The sequence below is a fragment of the Oceanobacillus sp. GQ8 genome (assembly GCF_059758495.1).
Genome location: NZ_JCAXEV010000004.1, coordinates 1 through 16,978 on the forward strand (window position 1 = coordinate 1; position 16,978 = coordinate 16,978).

Annotated in this window: 15 protein-coding genes; 4 read left to right on the plus strand and 11 right to left on the minus strand. The window is 38.1% G+C overall.

The features are described from left to right. Nucleotides 1-273 precede the first annotated feature (273 nt). Together AC6CHS_RS12395 and AC6CHS_RS12400 are read right to left on the minus strand one after the other, a co-directional pair. Entirely contained in the window at nucleotides 274-831 is a 558-nt protein-coding gene (locus AC6CHS_RS12395) for a flavin reductase family protein (protein ID WP_498236506.1), read from the minus strand. 137 nt (nucleotides 832-968) lie between these two features. Continuing rightward, nucleotides 969-1,406: a CBS domain-containing protein gene (locus AC6CHS_RS12400; protein ID WP_498236508.1), complete on the minus strand. Its 438-nt coding sequence runs from the start codon at nucleotides 1,404-1,406 to the stop codon at nucleotides 969-971. Between the two features lie 155 nt (nucleotides 1,407-1,561). On the opposite strand from AC6CHS_RS12400, the gene AC6CHS_RS12405 reads away from it, so the two are divergent. The 4 genes from AC6CHS_RS12405 to AC6CHS_RS12420 all read left to right on the plus strand — a co-directional run bounded on the left by AC6CHS_RS12405 (nucleotide 1,562) and on the right by AC6CHS_RS12420 (nucleotide 6,570). Continuing rightward, nucleotides 1,562-2,107: an NfeD family membrane protein gene (locus tag AC6CHS_RS12405; RefSeq protein ID WP_498236510.1), complete on the plus strand. Its 546-nt coding sequence runs from the start codon at nucleotides 1,562-1,564 to the stop codon at nucleotides 2,105-2,107. 59 nt (nucleotides 2,108-2,166) lie between these two features. Continuing rightward, entirely contained in the window at nucleotides 2,167-3,717 is a 1,551-nt protein-coding gene (gene floT / locus AC6CHS_RS12410) for a flotillin lipid rafts scaffold protein FloT (RefSeq protein ID WP_119577888.1), read from the plus strand. A gap of 157 nt (nucleotides 3,718-3,874) precedes the next feature. After that, nucleotides 3,875-4,867: a sodium:calcium antiporter gene (locus tag AC6CHS_RS12415; protein WP_498236512.1), complete on the plus strand. Its 993-nt coding sequence runs from the start codon at nucleotides 3,875-3,877 to the stop codon at nucleotides 4,865-4,867. Between the two features lie 170 nt (nucleotides 4,868-5,037). Continuing rightward, nucleotides 5,038-6,570, plus strand: a complete 1,533-nt coding sequence (locus AC6CHS_RS12420; protein ID WP_498236514.1) for a multicopper oxidase family protein — start codon at nucleotides 5,038-5,040, stop codon at nucleotides 6,568-6,570. 42 nt (nucleotides 6,571-6,612) lie between these two features. Here the strand turns inward: AC6CHS_RS12420 and AC6CHS_RS12425 are convergent, their stop codons facing one another. From AC6CHS_RS12425 to AC6CHS_RS12465, 9 genes are all read right to left on the minus strand, one after another. Further along, a complete protein-coding gene (locus AC6CHS_RS12425; RefSeq protein ID WP_498236516.1) occupies nucleotides 6,613-7,635 on the minus strand; it encodes an ion channel in 1,023 nt (340 codons plus the stop codon). Nucleotides 7,636-8,550: 915 nt separating this feature from the next. Then, nucleotides 8,551-9,417, minus strand: a complete 867-nt coding sequence (locus tag AC6CHS_RS12430; protein ID WP_498236518.1) for a glycerophosphodiester phosphodiesterase — start codon at nucleotides 9,415-9,417, stop codon at nucleotides 8,551-8,553. 5 nt (nucleotides 9,418-9,422) lie between these two features. Beyond that, nucleotides 9,423-10,175, minus strand: a complete 753-nt coding sequence (locus tag AC6CHS_RS12435; RefSeq protein WP_498236520.1) for a glycerophosphodiester phosphodiesterase — start codon at nucleotides 10,173-10,175, stop codon at nucleotides 9,423-9,425. A gap of 251 nt (nucleotides 10,176-10,426) precedes the next feature. After that, nucleotides 10,427-11,761: an ABC transporter substrate-binding protein gene (locus tag AC6CHS_RS12440; RefSeq protein ID WP_498236521.1), complete on the minus strand. Its 1,335-nt coding sequence runs from the start codon at nucleotides 11,759-11,761 to the stop codon at nucleotides 10,427-10,429. Between the two features lie 20 nt (nucleotides 11,762-11,781). Then, nucleotides 11,782-12,594, minus strand: coding sequence for a carbohydrate ABC transporter permease (locus AC6CHS_RS12445; protein WP_498237331.1), 813 nt, complete (start codon nucleotides 12,592-12,594; stop codon nucleotides 11,782-11,784). 2 nt (nucleotides 12,595-12,596) lie between these two features. Then, nucleotides 12,597-13,535: a carbohydrate ABC transporter permease gene (locus AC6CHS_RS12450; RefSeq protein WP_498236522.1), complete on the minus strand. Its 939-nt coding sequence runs from the start codon at nucleotides 13,533-13,535 to the stop codon at nucleotides 12,597-12,599. After that, nucleotides 13,532-14,644 carry an ABC transporter ATP-binding protein gene (locus AC6CHS_RS12455; protein WP_498236524.1) on the minus strand — a complete coding sequence of 371 codons (1,113 nt, stop codon included), beginning with the start codon at nucleotides 14,642-14,644 and terminating at the stop codon, nucleotides 13,532-13,534. Before AC6CHS_RS12455 ends, AC6CHS_RS12450 begins: the two co-directional genes overlap by 4 nt. Before the next feature lie 268 nt (nucleotides 14,645-14,912). Beyond that, nucleotides 14,913-16,301, minus strand: a complete 1,389-nt coding sequence (locus AC6CHS_RS12460) for an MATE family efflux transporter (protein WP_498236526.1) — start codon at nucleotides 16,299-16,301, stop codon at nucleotides 14,913-14,915. Between the two features lie 38 nt (nucleotides 16,302-16,339). Then, a complete protein-coding gene (locus tag AC6CHS_RS12465; protein WP_498236528.1) occupies nucleotides 16,340-16,915 on the minus strand; it encodes a TetR/AcrR family transcriptional regulator in 576 nt (191 codons plus the stop codon). Between the last annotated feature and the right edge of the window lie 63 nt (nucleotides 16,916-16,978).

Below are 16,978 nucleotides of genomic sequence, written 5' to 3' on the forward strand. Positions count from 1 at the left end.
TTTAAAAGCAACTTTTATATCTTACCATTTTTCAATCCAACCTGTCAACAACTTTTTTTAATTTTATACGTTTTAAAGCTGTTGATGATCGTTGCCGCATTTGGCGACCTGAATAATATAGCATCTTTTCAACCAAGGTGTCAACAGTTTCTTCATGGAAATAACAGGAAGTTTGTTTCTTTTAAACTGTTATGGAATACAAAACTATCGAACCCGGTTTGACTTAATAAGGGCTATACTTATACATATACCCCTTTTGTAGAACTTTAAACATTATTTTTTTAAAAATGTTTCGACCTCACTTTTATTATCTATTCTGATATAGGATGACCTCCCTAAATAGAGTGGTATGTCGATTTCTTTTAAATTCGGTAGACCATTATCAAGAAACTTAGTATCGTCTCGATAACATTGCGTGATTTCTCCCACAAACCAGTCATGGTCACCATATGTATTTCGATCTATTACCTTACATTCATAAGCTACATACGCATCGACTAAAATAGGAGCCGGAATTGTTATCCCCTTTTCATAAGGTAATCCCAGAGACTCAAACTTGTCATGTGCGATACCTGATATACTTCCGGTTCCTTGAATACTTGCAGCTTTTTCATATGGAAGAAAGTTAATCGCAAAGCTCCCAGATTCATTTACTAAACTATAAGTATAGCGTTCCTTCCCAATCGCTACCCCATAAATTGGTGGATCCATGGAAATATAAGAATGCCACCCAGCAGCCATAATATTGTGATTTCCTTCATTATAGGCAGTAACAAGAGCTACCATCCCTGGATAACTATGCATAACTGTACCTTTTGTTGGTTTCCTCAAGCGATGACCTCCTTCTATTATATGAAGCATATCATAACGAAGAAAATTGAAAAGCATTTTGATTATTCACGCTTTCTTTTTTTAGAAAGTAAATTTAAAAGAGCGCCAAGGATTCATATCCGCTGGCGCTCTTCTGTTTATTTTTGTGGTGCTGAAGGTGTAGAGATAGTTGATAAAGCTTGCTCTGCTTCATCATTATACTGATTATCTACAGCGATATCACCAAGTGCTACCATTCCAATAACGTGCCCGTTTTCCGTAACCGGCAAACGACGAATTTGCTGTTGCGACATAAGTTGTACTGCTTCGTGAACATCCATATCTGGAGTACCTTGGACAATTTTTTGAGCAGTCATTACCTCAGCTACAGGTGTGTTTGCTGCTTCACCCTGCGCTGTCGAACGCAAGGTTATGTCGCGGTCTGTAACAATACCTACCATGCTCCCGCTTTGGTCAACTACTGGAATTGCTCCAATATTGTTATCGCTCATTATTTTTGCTGCATCCTGAATGGATTGTGTACTACTAACAGTAAATACTTCTGAGGTCATAATGTTGCGCAATTGCTGGTGCATGTGTATCCCTCCCCTTCTACCATAGAATGTGTTGGAAATGTTATTTTATGAAAGGTAGTTTTTACAATAAGTCCTGAAAATTTTTCCATTTTCGAAACCTTTTACTCTTTTAGTCGTAATACAATTAGAGAACAAATTAAGGGGGGCTGATGCATATGACGCTTTTCGGCACATCGATAGAAAGTATTTACTTAATCATCCTTTTAATAGCTGGAGGATTAACCATTCTTTACTTATTTTTTGGAGATATTTTAGAAGGTATTGGAGACACGTTTGGCTTTTTGAATCCTGTATTAATTCTTTCGTTTTTTGCATTTCTTTCTGCCACAGGTTATGTATTAGAAAGTATTACATCCTTATCCAGCATTCTTATTTTACTTCTTGCAGCAGGTATTGCATTTCTTCTCGACACGCTACTTAATATCTTTGTACTTATTCCTCTCTCTTCTGCAGAGGAATCCCTTAGCTATACAGAAGACTCCCTTAAAGGAAGAGTGGGAAAAATAATCATCCCTATTCCCGAAAACGGTTTTGGTGAGATCGTAATAGAGAGCAAAAGCGGAGTAATCTCTAAACCCGCAGCTGGATTTGATAACAACGTTATCCCAGAAGGTGCAAAAGTTTTAGTTTTAGAAGTAAAAAAAGGCGTCTTGTATGTCGTTCCATATGAGAACGAACTTGATGCGCATGATTTAGTTTAATCGAACGAAACCACTTGGTGACGTTTGCTTAATATAATATAGAACAAGGGGGAAGCGACATGTTTGAAGGAATTTGGATTGTCATCGGGATTGCAGTTATTTTAGTAATAGCACTTATTGGGGTATTTGTAGCAAAATACCGTACTGCCGGACCTGATGAAGCATTAATTGTTACTGGTAGCTATCTAGGAGGAAAGAATGTACATGTAGATGAGTCAGGTAACAAAATAAAGATTATACGAGGTGGTGGTGCATTTGTGCTACCGGTATTCCAGCAGGCAGAACCACTCAGCCTACTTTCAAGCAAATTAGAAGTTACCACTCCTGAAGTGTACACAGAACAGGGAGTACCTGTAATGGCTGATGGTACTGCAATTATCAAAATTGGTGGGTCTATTGGTGAAATTGCTACAGCTGCTGAACAATTCCTCGGGAAATCAAAGGAAGACCGAGAAAATGAGGCAAAAGAAGTGCTGGAAGGTCATCTGCGTTCCATTTTAGGTTCCATGACTGTAGAAGAAATATACAAAAATCGCGATAAGTTCTCACAGGAAGTACAGCGAGTAGCGTCTCAAGACCTTGCAAAGATGGGGCTTATCATCGTCTCTTTTACTATTAAAGATGTAAAAGATAAAAATGGCTATTTAGAATCACTTGGTAAACCACGAATTGCACAGGTTAAGCGTGATGCTGATATCGCAACTGCTGAGGCAGATAAAGAAACACGCATTAAACGAGCCGAGGCGGCCAAGGACGCACAAAAGGCTGAATTGGAAAGGGCAACTGAAATTGCCGAAGCAGAAAAAGAAAATCAACTGAAAACGGCTGATTACCGTAAAGATCAGGACGCAGCGAAAGCACGTGCTGACCAAGCTTATGACCTGGAAACTGCTCGCTCCAAGCAGGAAGTTACAGAACAAGAGATGCAAATAAAAATTATTGAGAGACAAAAGCAAATTGAGTTAGAAGAAAAAGAAATTCTGCGTAGGGAAAGACAGTATGACTCTGAAGTTAAGAAAAAGGCAGATGCGGACCGTTATGCTGTAGAACAAGCTGCAGTAGCTGACAAAGCCAAACAGCTTGCAGAAGCTGATGCCAATCAGTATAGAATTGAGTCACAAGCGAAGGCAGAAGCAGAACGCGTACGTGTTGATGGTTTGGCTAAGGCTGATTCCCAGCGAGCACAGGGTGAATCTGAAGCAGAAGTTATCCGCTTGAAGGGACTTGCTGAAGCGGAAGCAAAACGTAAAATTGCGGAAGCCTTCGAACAATATGGCGAGGCGGCAATTCTTGATATGATCACGAAGATGCTTCCTGAATACGCTAAAGAAGTTGCAAGTCCATTAGCGAATATTGATAAACTAACAGTTGTTGATACTGGAAGTAGTGGTAGCGATGGCGGAGCAAATAAAGTAAGTGGATATGCAACGAACCTTATGTCCACCCTACAGGAATCTTTAAAAGCTTCATCTGGGATTGATGTTAAAGAGCTATTGGAAAATATAACAGGGAAACAGCAGCATAACTCTGATGATCTGGATTTAGATCGTATTCGTTATGAAAACCAACAAGAAAAGCAATTGGCTCATAATGAGTCAAATCATAACTAAATAACTTTGGATTTAAATATGGAAAAGCGTTTGATCAGTCCACCTGGTCAACGCTTTTTCCTTTTTTGTTTTTATCTCTAAACCTTCTACTACATGGTGAAAATTGCGATAGAATGTTTACGTTTAACTGGTTTCGAGAATACACAAAAGAGTATTTATGAGAGGTGTTGATTTTATCTGGTATTTAATCCTTATTTTCATTCTAGCTGCAAGCCTTTCAGCATACGCAGCCACTCGACTATCCAGTCATGCTGACACCATCAGCAAAGAAACGAAATTAGGTGGTGTATTGGCAGGGACACTTCTTTTAGCAGTTGCCACTTCCTTACCTGAATTAACGGTAACCGTTTCTGCTGGTATTATCGGAAATGCAGGTATTGCGGTAGGAAATGGTTTGGGGAGTATTTTATTTAACTTCTTTGTTCTCTTTGTATTAGACCTACACTTTCGTAGTAAACGACTTTTTTTAGATGTTTCAGATCATCATATTCATACAGGATTTGTAGCACTAGCACTCTGTTTGACCACTGTCGGTGCTCTCGCTATTAAGAATACATGGGCTTTCTTTAATATTGGATTCTTTAGTGTTGTAATTGTTCTTGTATACATTATGGGCATAATGATAATCTCCAGAAAGCAACGATCACCTGAGGAGTTTCAGAATAATACAGAGAAGAAAAATGTCAGCGTAAAACGCGCTGTACGTCAGTTTATCCTCTTCTCCGTCCTCATATTGTTTACTGGTACAGCACTTTCCCTCTCTGGTGATGCGTTAGCTCAGAATACGGGGATTAGTGCGACCGCAATAGGAAGTATCCTTGTTGCTTTGTCCTCTTCTATTCCTGATGCAATGAGTGTATATATGGCCTTAAGACTTTTTAATGTAAATATGGCAATAGGCACAATCCTCGGTAGTAACCTGTTTAATATTTTGGTTATTGCACTTGCTGATCCTTTTTATACCGAAGGAAGCATCTGGCAAGATTCAAGCAATGAACTAATATATATGTCTTTAATCGGTTTTATTTTAACCATTCTGACAATGGTAATTATAAAACGAGACAGAACAAGGAATTCTGCGACCTATGTCCTTCCATCTGTCATTGCAGTAATTAGCTATGTTATTGTAGTCGGTATGGTTGTAATTTAAGTTCATAAGTACAAGATAACCCCAAACCTGTTGACATTACTAGTGAGGGGTTATTGATTTTTCCCTACTTATCTCCTCCAATAAACAACTTGAATATAGGGGATTTGCTCATGCAAGGAACTGATCTATAACATCTAATGGAGTAATGACCTTATATTGGAGATGAAAATATGAAACTCAGAAAGTTCATTGATCCATTACCGATTATGGAAACCAAAAAGCCTGAGAAAAGTGCCAGAAAAAATTCATACTATGAGGTGGAAATGAAGGAGTTCACTCAAAAATTACACCGGGATTTACCACCTACAAGACTTTGGGGGTATGATGGCAAGTTTCCTGGCCCAACATTTGAAGTGATGCAAGGTGAAACTACCCATGTAAAATGGATGAACAAATTGCCTGGAAGACATATACTTCCAGTCGACACGTCCATTCATAACTTAATTAGCCAACCCACTGTGCGAACAGTTACCCATTTACATGGGAGTGTGACTAAGCCAGAAAGTGACGGATATCCAGAAGCGTGGTTTACGAAAGACTTTAAGCAAACTGGCCCTGTATTCACAAGAGAAGTTTATGAGTATCCGAACAATCAACGTGCGACTGCATTGTGGTATCATGACCATGCAATGGGCATCACTAGATTAAACGTTTACGCTGGGCTAGTAGGAGCATATATTATACGCGATAAAAAAGAAAGTAACATGGATCTCCCATCAGGTGAATATGAAATCCCTTTACTGTTACTAGATCGTTCCTTCCACTCAAATGGTTCTTTAAAATATCCAACCCAGCCTGAAGACGCTTCACCCGAACTCCCAAATCCGTCCATAGTTCCTGCATATGTAGGGGAAACAATTCTAGTTAACGGGAAAGTATGGCCTTATAAAGAAATCGAACCAAGAAAGTATCGATTTCGTATAATTAATGCTTCCAACACTAGGACGTATCAATTGTATTTTGATAACAACCACCCTATTTTGCAAATTGGCTCAGATGGTGGCCTATTGCGAAAACCTATAGAATTACGCAGCCTAACCTTGGAACCAGCTGAGCGAGCAGATATTATCATCGATTTTTCTCAACTCAAAGGGAAAAACCTTCTTTTGAAGAATGACCTTGGAGATGGAGCGGACCCTGAAGATGAAACACATGATGTCATGCAATTCCGGGTGAATAAAAGACAAAAAGGTAAAGATACTAGTAAAATCCCTAACTCATTATCCACAATAAAATCTTTGAAAGGAAACCAGATAAAAGCTATAAGGACACTTAAGTTAATCGGTTCCGAAGATGAGTTTGGAAGACCTCTTCTGTTACTGGATAACAAAAAATGGCATGATCCTATAACAGAAAAACCTCGATTAAATACGACTGAGATTTGGGAATTTATGAATGTGACCAATTTCACTCATCCGATCCATTTACACCTAGTGCAGTACCAAGTGTTAGACCGACAACCATTTGATTTAGCAAAGTACAATGAGGATGGAAGTATTGTATATACGGGACCAGCGACCCCTCCCCTACCAAACGAGCGCGGCTGGAAAGATACAATCGCTGCACCATCAGGTCAGCTAACAAGAGTTATTGCGAAATTCAGCCCTTATACAGGTGACTATGTATGGCATTGTCATATATTAGAACATGAAGATTATGATATGATGCGACCATTTAAGGTGATAAAAGCTGATGAGGAATAAATAACAAGAGAGGTTCTGCATATGCAGGACCTCTCTTTTCCGCTAACTTATTACTTTTTTATAAGCATCTTTATCACAAATAATAAACAATCTTGCATCTGCTGGGATTTGATGGTCTAATCGATTCATTATAGTTAAATCTCTTCCATCGGAAATAAGTAAAGCACCTTGCTGAGTTAGATCGTTCTTTGCATCTTGATATGTCACCCATTTATTCTTCTTTTCAATAGAGTATAGATCGAAACCTTGATTGCTTGTCAGCTGCCTGATGATTTCGCTTGAGCCATTAAACAAAATAGACCTTGCAGCTAGGTTTCCGACGGTATCATTCGGTGTTATGTATTCTTCAACTGAAACATTTTTAAATGCCTGGATATGTTTAGAATCAGTAACTTCACAAATCGTGTAAATGTTTTGGTCATACTCTTTTCCTATTCCTTCCAGAATTGTTGCGATAAGTAATGTTTGACCATCTGCCTGAGAACTTATAGTTGTATCTTCTGGAGAAAAAATCATAACAGATTTACTTTTAAGTAAGTTAGCTTGCATGAGAACATCTCGATTTGCTGGATTTCCACTTACAAATTCTACTTGTTCATGCAATAGAGGAGTTTTTTTCACACTCTCATCTATTACTACAATGCGGACATTTCGAAAGGTACGTAGTATTTCATCAAGTGTAATACTTGCTTTTTTCGTCCAATTAATAAGAATAATGTGATCTTCTGTAGTAATATCCAATTTCCCTTCCTCCTTTAACCGCTTTCGAATACTTAAAAAATCAATTGCTTTCCCGATGAAAATAGTCATTAAGCCAATCCCTACAATATATAAAAACATGGCAAAAACTTTACCCGCAACCGTGACTGGCGATACATCCCCATACCCAACCGTTGTTACGGTGGTCATTGTCCACCATAGCCCTTCAAAAGGACTAACGAACGTATCGGGCTCTAAGTAGTATATAAAATAGCTACTTGCCAGTACTAAGGTTAAAGTAGCCAGTATAAAGAACCAGTTATTTAACCGAACTACTTTCACAAATAGATTTCTAAAAAAAATCATATGTAACCCTTCCTTTCTTCTCCGACATTTTTCACGATGTCTCTTTACCTAGTATAGCTTTTTCTCACAACACTCTTCAATAAGAAAAAAACATACTGAAATTTTTACCATGGACTGGAATATATAATGGACCTCTCATTTGAAGTACCTTGGACATAAAAATAATCCGACTAGCTAAATATGGATCGCGTTTTAATTACTTTAGTAAGAAGTAAATAATAACTATCTAATCAAAAAGCGTAACAAAAAAAGCTGACTATTTTGAGCTTTATAGTCTAAGGAAAGATATCTAACTGATGCTAATTATCCTCTAGACATTTTTTTAGCTCCGCAGCATTTGGTAGGTAAATACGAATTAATAAAGGGGGTAAATTATTGGCCTTTGCTGGGTATTCCTTCTCAAGTTTATGATTTCGCTTATAATCTCCATCTTCACCAGTAATCCAATATTTTAAATAGGGCTTCTATAGACTCCCAGGAAATCTGCAACATAACTCCCCTTTTTTTCAGTTCACTTTGCAGCAACAGTTGAAATTGGATGAAAACTGGTGCTTTATTAACTAAGCCCAATCTATTTCAATAGATAACAATAATTTCATTTCCCTCTGGAACATTAAAAATAGAATATACAACGTATAACGTCCCCCTCCAATAGCATGATGCACCTCGTTTTTAGAAGATTCGTTCTCATCATGCGATGACATTGTCTGTTTGGCTATCGCCAACCACCATTCATCTCCACCTTATTGACGATTTAAAAATGCTTAACACGGTGGAAGAGGCACTTCTGTAGATAAACGATAAATAATATTTGGAAAAATTATTACATCCTCCGGCATGTTGTTTAGTTTTGGATACAAAAAAATTACAAGAAAACCGCACTTTACCGTTTTGGTATAATGCGGTTTTCTTGTATTATTTCCCCTTATCAGGTTTGGTTAATTCCTTTGTATAGTGAATATAGTCAGTAAAGTACCCATCCACATTAAAATAGTTTACTCTTTTTTGTTGCTCTTTCTGTGTCTTATCGTTTGTAAAATACACATGAACCTCTTTCCCCTTATTATGAAGAGTATTAACTGCTTTTAATGTTACATCTGTTGATTCTATTCCAATAGCTTGGTAATTAACTGAACTAGCGCGGTATAAATCGAACTTTCCTTTTCCATAAAGCAGGGTCTTCGGTATATCGGGAGCCAATTCATTTAATTTTTGTAGACTTTCTTCAGAAAAAGATTGTAGCATAACATGCTGTTTGTCAAGGAGGTTATATTTAGCTAATAACTTGACCAGCTCTTTTTCCATCTTGGACTCACCTTCAACTAGTCGTGTTTCAATATAATAGCGTTCGGTACTTCTGAATTTTTGCAGAATTTCCTCGAGTGATGGGATTTCTTCTCTTGTTGTCTCCTGGTTGAATACGTCCACTGTTTCAAATTGTTTTAGCTCCTCAAGCTTATAAGATAAAACATCACCCTGTCCTTCTGTTGTTCGATTAATTGTTTTATCGTGCATAACAATAAGTTTCCCATCTGCTGTCATGCGAAGATCTATCTCTAGCGCATCTACCCCGTCTTCTGCAGCAATTTCATACGCAGACAAGGTGCTCTCATTAAACCTATCATTTGCGCCTCGGTGGGCATAGATTTCAGTTGTTTCATTTATAGCTGATGACACGTCCAACTTTTTATTTGTATATAAGCATAACAATAATAATAAGCTAACGATCATGAGCAATCCTGCTGTCCTCTTCACTATTTCTTTCTGAAGAATATCTCGCATTTTATTTACTTATATATCTTTCGTTCACTTCGGTAAAATATTGCTCTATCCGGGTAGTCTGTAATCAGTGCACCTACACCAAGGTCCAAGAGTTGCTTAATATCATTATTTTCGTTCACCGTCCAGACACGCAGCTTTGGAAGAAGTGTCTTCCACCTTTTTGCCTGCTGTAAGACGACTTTTGTGGAAACATGAAAGGCCTCTAATTCAAAGACTTCCATATAGTCTTCTGGGCGACTAACAGGATGGTTAATCAGCCAGGCGATTTTTGCTTGTGAATTAATCCGCTTCATCTTCATTAAAGTTGGCAAGTGAAATGATGAATAGACAATTTTTCCTCCAAACTCATATTTTTCCACTATGTCATTCACACGTTCTTCCAATCCTTTATATGGCTCTATATAGGTTTTTAATTCAATATTCAGCTCCGTATCATAGGGATCGAGAAGTTCCAAAACCTCTTGCAATGTTGAAACTTTTTCCATTCGCCATTCATTCGTAAAATCAGGCATGTGGGAAAAGCGTATTCCTGTACTGTATTGTCTTATTTCCTCTAAGGTGAGATCCCTTATCAAGCCACTTCCATTTGTTGTTCTATCTAATGTCTCATCATGGATAACTACCACTTCCCCATCCTTTGTTAAGTGAACATCCAATTCTAGGCCATCCACGCCGACTTGAACAGCCTGCGAAAAGCCAATTAATGAATTTTCTGGGAAAGTTCCCATACACCCTCGGTGACCATATATTTTTGTCATTTCTTCGTACCTCCAGTTTAAATAAAGACTTGGACAAAAGGTTTCACTGACATCTGTAAGACGAACGGTTTAATGAGAGCATTAAGGGACTTTCTTAATCAATGCTATGGAAAAAACTTCTCAGTATTGTGTGTGTGTCATGAGCCTATTAAAGCTGTCACGAGGAACGTATACGAAAATAGTTAGTAGTCTTCACATAACCATTCGGCTTTTACTATCTCAACATCCTTGTGTCCCAGCCTTCCGTTTCTTTATTCTCCTCTTGCTTTGTTCGCCTGTTCAATTGCAGCATTCACTTCTTCAACTGCATTATTAAATGTTTCGTCTACATCAGCACCGTTGTATACAGATTCAAGAGCTGTTTCTATAATCTTACGTTCTTCTGGGATCATATCCATTAAAGCTCCTTGTGTTGCAATGGAAGGAGTGGTTGCCTGCAATTGTTCCACTGTTACTTTCAATTGTGGCATCTCTTCATATGCATCCAATACTGTTTGCTCATTGTATGCATCTGGGTTAATTGCAAAATAGCCAGTTCCAACATGCCACTTAGCTTGAACCTCAGGTGTTTGTACATATTTCATAAAATCCCATGCCGCCTCTTGTTCTTCGGTAGGTTTTCCTTTAGACATCCATAGGCTGGCACCGCCAATGACAACCCCTTCGCGTTCTTCTTTTTCTGGATATGGGATAAAGGCTACTCCTACCTCAAATGGAGCATTGTCAATTACGTTACGCGCGCTTGCAGAAGACTGCATGAACATGGCAACATCTCCACCTAGAAATCCTGCAATCATATTATCGGAATTGGTGCCATAATTAGCAAAAGTGCCATCGGCCATCATCCGTTTAACCCAATCGAATATTGACTTACCTTGCTCATTATTGAATGCTACTTCTGTTGGTGTATCAGCACGCCCATTCTCATTATTCATCAAGATACCACCCTGATTAGCGAGTAGTTCTTCATATAACCAACCATAGGCTTGCAAGGCGAAACCTTTCATTTCAGAATTGGCTTCCATAATTGCCTTACTGGCTTTTTCTACCTCTTCATATGTTTCTGGAGGAGATTCGGGGTCTAATCCTGCTTCTTCAAATGCATCCTTGTTATAATACATTACAGGTGTGGATGAATTAAAAGGCATGGAATAAAATTGGTCATCAATTTTATAATAATTGACAATGTTTTCTTCTAGTCCGCTCATATCATAGCTATCTTTATCAATAAAGTTTTGGATAGGCTCGATATTTCCACTGTTTACCATAGACATAGACCCAATTTCCTGTACCTGTATAATGGAAGGCGCTTCATCTGTCCCACCAACTGTATGGAACTTTGGCAAAGATTCCTCGTAAGTACCTTGGAATTCTGCATTTACCTGCACATTATCTTGGGAACTGTTATATGATTCTACTACTTCATCCAATGCCTCTTGTGCTTGTCCCCCCATCGAATGCCAGAATGTTACAATTGTTTTACCATCATCAGATTTAGCGGCCACCCCTTCTTCTCCATCAGATGAGTTACATGCTGCTAATAATAATATAAAGATAACTAAAATAAAGGGTACTATTTTTTTCATATCGATTCTCCTTTTTATAATTATTTAAGTGCACCTTCTGCCAAGCCTTTTTGCAATTTTTTCTGACCGAGAAATAATAGAATGAGAGTGGGAAGAACAACGATAATACCTCCCGCCATAATAACCCCCCATTCATTCAGTTGTTCTTGAGATTGTAGCTGTTTCAAACCAATTTGAACGGTTCTGACTGTGTCATTTGTTGTTGAAAGCAATGGCCATAGATACATATTCCAAGCAGTAAGGAAGCCATATACCCCTAACGTAACCAGGCTTGTTTTTGCTAGAGGTAGAACCACAGTCAAATAAAACTTAAAATCTCCCATTCCGGATATCTCACTTGCTTCTTTTAACTCTTTTGGAATTTGTTTGAAGTTCTGCCTGAGCAAAAAAGTTCCAAATGCTAGCGCAAAGAATGGTAAGGATAATCCTGTATAGGAATTAAGCAAATTCATGTCGCGAATGGTTTGGAAATTTGGAATAATGGACGCCTCAAATGGGATCATCATGGTTGCAATAAAGATATAAAACAGTGCATCCCTACCTTTAAATTCAAGAAAAACAAATGCATATGCTGCTAGGCTTGATAGAATTACCTGCCCTGTCATAATAAGCAATGATACAATAAGACTATTTAGTAAATAGTTTAATAGCGGAAACTGTTCAAATGCCTTGAGATAATTATCTAGTGTCCAGCTTTCCGGTATGATTTTACCTGTCATAATATCCTGACTGGACATAAAACTCATAAGAAATGCCATGATTGCCGGAGCAAATAAAAGCAATCCTGAAGTGATGAGTAAAAAATAGAAAACGATTTTCTTGCTAATCGGCATGGTCATTGATAATGAACCTTCCTTTCACCGAGTTTAAACTGCAACAGTGTCATTAGCAGGATGATAACAAACAAAATAACAGCCTGCGCACTGGCTGTACCATACTGATAATTTACAAAAGCCTCTCTATAAATTGAATAAACGATTAAATTTGTTTCATTTTGAGGTCCACCTCTTGTAAGCATGTCAATTTGCCCAAAAGTCTGAAATGAATTAATTAGCGAGACTGTTATCACAAAGAATAATGTTGGCGACAACATTGGGATTGTTATTCTTTTCAGCTTGTAGAAATAACTTGATCCATCAATATCTGCACTTTCATATAAATAAGAATCAATAGATTGTAGCCCACCTAGCAAGATGAGAAACGTAAAGCCTACATTCATCCAAATTGTGGATATAGACACAGACAACAATGCCCAGTTTGGATCAGTTAACCAGCCAATCGCATCAAACCCAAATGCTGCCAGAATTTGATTAAGCCATCCCATTGTAGGGTGAAAGAGAAACAGCCAAAAAACAGATGCAGCTGCTACTGAAATACCCATAGTTGAAGAAAAAATCATCCGAAAGAATCCTACACCTTTTAACTTCTCATTAGCGATTACAGCTAAAAACAAGCTAATGATGATAGTTCCTGGGACAGTATATAACACAAATAGAAAAGTAGATTTCAAGCTTTTTAAAAATAAAGGAGATGTAAATATATTTATAAAATTTTCTAGTCCGACAAATACAGTCGGTGCCCCACTACTGTCGGTTAAAAAGAAACTTAAGTAAACCGTTCGAAACATCGGGTAAAATAGAAATATACTGAACAGAGTAATAGAAGGGAGTAGGAAAAGCATCCCTTTCCCGAAACTGAGTAGGCGCTGCTTTTTTTTTATCTTTTGGAAATCAATTGTGGAGAGTTCATTTGTTTGAAGTGCTGCCTCACTCATATAGCCACAACCTCTTGCTCCCTTACTGTAGAGGAAGCTTTAATTAAATTTCCGCTTTCTGTATCAAAAAAGTTTAGCCTGCTAATCGGGATATGTATAGGTGTCTGTTCTCCTACATGTATATTCCATTGCCCCATCCATTTTGCCGTCCATAACTCTTTACCAATTTCAAATGTTACTAATGTTTCGTTACCCAGTTGTTCTACGTTAATTACTTCCAATACGTATGTTGTATTTTCTGCTGTGCCTGGAAAAATATGTTCTGCTCTAATTCCGACAGTGACATTTTTTCCTTCCGGGATAGAAGCTAAATCGGCTGCATTGACAGGTAAATGCAGAAAATCTTCCACTACTAGTTGTTGATCAGCTAATACAGCTTTACCTAGGTTCATTCTGGGAGAGCCGATAAATGATGCAACAAATAAATTAGCCGGCTCATTATACATTGTAATTGGTTCTCCAACTTGCTGAATTTTTCCATCATTTAACACCATGATTCTATCGCCCATTGTCATGGCCTCTACTTGGTCGTGGGTAACATATATCATAGTCAGTCCTAGCCGCTTATGGAGGTGGCGAATTTCCATACGCATATGGGCACGTAATTTTGCATCCAAATTGGATAATGGTTCATCCATAAGGCATAGAGGAGATTCACTTACAACAGATCTTGCAAGTGCAACCCGCTGGCGCTGTCCACCAGACAGTTCCTTCGGCTTTCTCTTGAGTAAATCACTTAACCCCATCATTTCAGTTGTTTCTTTTAACCTGCGTTGTTGTTCCTGCTTATCCACTTTTTTGGCGCGTAACCCAAACAAAATGTTCTGTTCAACTGATAGATGTGGATACAAAGCATAATTTTGAAAAACCATCGACAGGTCCCGATCTTTTGGAGGCAAATGGTTAACAGTCCTTTCTCCAATTTTCAATGTTCCTGAAGTAATATCTTCCAGCCCAGCGATCATGCGTAACAGCGTACTTTTCCCAGATCCTGAAGGCCCTACCAGAACAAAGAACTCACCCTGTTCTATAGATAGATTAATTCCATTCAAGACAGACTGTTGCTTATCGTACGATTTAGAAACTTCCAATAACTCAACCTGATTCATAACAAAAGTTTCCCCTCCTTCTCCCTTTCATTTAAACACATGTTTTTTTAAAACAGTGCTTATTTACAAAATATTCACCCATAATTTACAGCTACTTTAAACGCTTTATAGTTACTTAACAATTGAAAATCATAAAAAAACAGGCAGCGATATCCTGCAATATCACTGCCTGTCAACCTATTCATTATTAATGCACTTTTTGGAAAAACTCATATTTGTTCCTCTTTTAGTGGATGCATAAGCTTTTTTTCTTTGTAATACTAAACTTTTAACCTTGTTTTCCATTAGTCATTACGGTATTTTTAAATTCCTTTTCAAGTCGCCGTTGCACAATACGTAAACGAGTGAAGAAGCCGATTGCTGCGCAGGTAAGGCCTAAAGTGATTCCGACCCACAGGCCGAATGGACCAAGGTCTGTATAGGCTGACAAAGCATATCCGGAAGGAATACCAATAACCCAATAGGAAATAAGCGCTATGATGAAAGGTATCTTTACATCTGTATAACCTCGTAAGGCTCCCTGTAATCCTGCCTGTGTTGCATCAGAAATTTGATAAAAAATAGCGATAATGAAAAACTGGCCTGCCATTGCCACGACTTCTGGATCCTCTGTATAAAGATAGGCAATGGGTTCACGGAATAGGTAAAGGAACACTGCCCCTGTGGCTAGAAATAAGATTCCACCAAGCACCCCCATCACACTATACTGCTTGGCTGCCTGCAGTTTTTTTCCGCCGACAGAATAGCCGACAACAATTGTTAATGCCATCGAGATACTAAGTGGGATCATAAACATAAGAGTAGTAAAACTTAATGCAATCTGGTTCGCAGCTACCGTAACAGCTGTAAACATGGTCCCCATCAACAAGGTAACGACAGAGAAAATACTTGATTCGAAAAAGATGGATAAACCAATAGGTACACCAATTCCTAGCTGCTTCTTCCAAGCTTTTAAGGATGGTTTTACCCAGTCAACAAAAATACGGTAATTACGCACAGAGCTAATCCGAAAAGTCATCAAAATACTTAGGAATAATATGATCCAGTACGTAATAGCCGTTGCATATCCCGCACCTATTCCTCCAAGAGCAGGCAAACCAAAATTACCAAAAATAAAACCATAGTTCAGTAGTGCATTAAAGGGCACAGCCATGATTGTGATAAACATGGTAATTCTCGTGAAACCTTGTCCATCAAAGAAATTACGCAACACGTTTGATAGGAATAAAGGAATAATTCCGATTGAAAGCCCGATCAAATAATGCATTGCGATATGCTCGACACCAGCTTCCAGCCCCATGGTCTTTAATATCGGTTTCAATATAATACTTCCAATAAGTAACACTACGACCCCGAGACCAGTCGCTAAATAGAGTGCTTGCATAACCGAATACGTTATTTCTTTCTTCTGCCCCCGTCCCATTAATTGAGCGATAATTGGCGTAACAGCGAGAAGAATACCATTTATTCCTGTAAAAATTGGCAACCATATGTTTGAACCAATCGCTACACCCGCTAGATCATTCGTACCAACTCTGCCCGACATCATCGTGTCAACCAGATTCATAGCATACAAGCTTAGTTGGGTGACCATGATTGGCCATAAAATAGATATTAATAACGTTGCCTTTTCCTTCCATGTTTCTGCATGATACATAATATACTTCCTCCATAATGCTATATCTTGTAGTTAGTTTAACTAGAGATTCCTTTCCAAAAAACCTCCCACGCTGCTGAAAGCTTTTTTTCTGTTCGCTCCACCCCGCTATAGACTAATTCAACCGAAATAGAATCAGCAAGTGCCGAGTAAGCCATGGTGGCTGTTTCCGGACTAATGTGTTCCATTTCCCTTTCTAAGGAAGCTTTCTTGAATCGTTCCAAATAAAAAGAATCTACCTTATCTATATAGCTATAGCTATATAGATTGATCTGCTCATATAGATGGGCTGGGGGGAAGAAAGAAACTCGCAGCCAAAATTTAAGTCTACTATCATATTGATAACGGTCCACGTATCCACGTAAAGATTTGAGTAAGCAATCCTTTAATGGCTCTGTGAAATGTTCATCTAAGTAATTTTTCTCTCGAGCAACTTCAATTTGAAATGTATCGTTTACTATTGCTAAAAAAAGTTCATCTTTTCCTTTAAAATGTGAATAGATTGATTGCTTTTTCATTCCTACTTGCTCAGCTATTTGCGCAAGAGATGTACCTTCATAACCATGTAATGCAAATAAGCCTAGTGCTGCTTCCTTTATATTATCCGAGCTCATTTCCCACACTCCCTTACGATCGTTCGTCAGCAGATTATATCATGTCTCAAAAATAATAGCAAT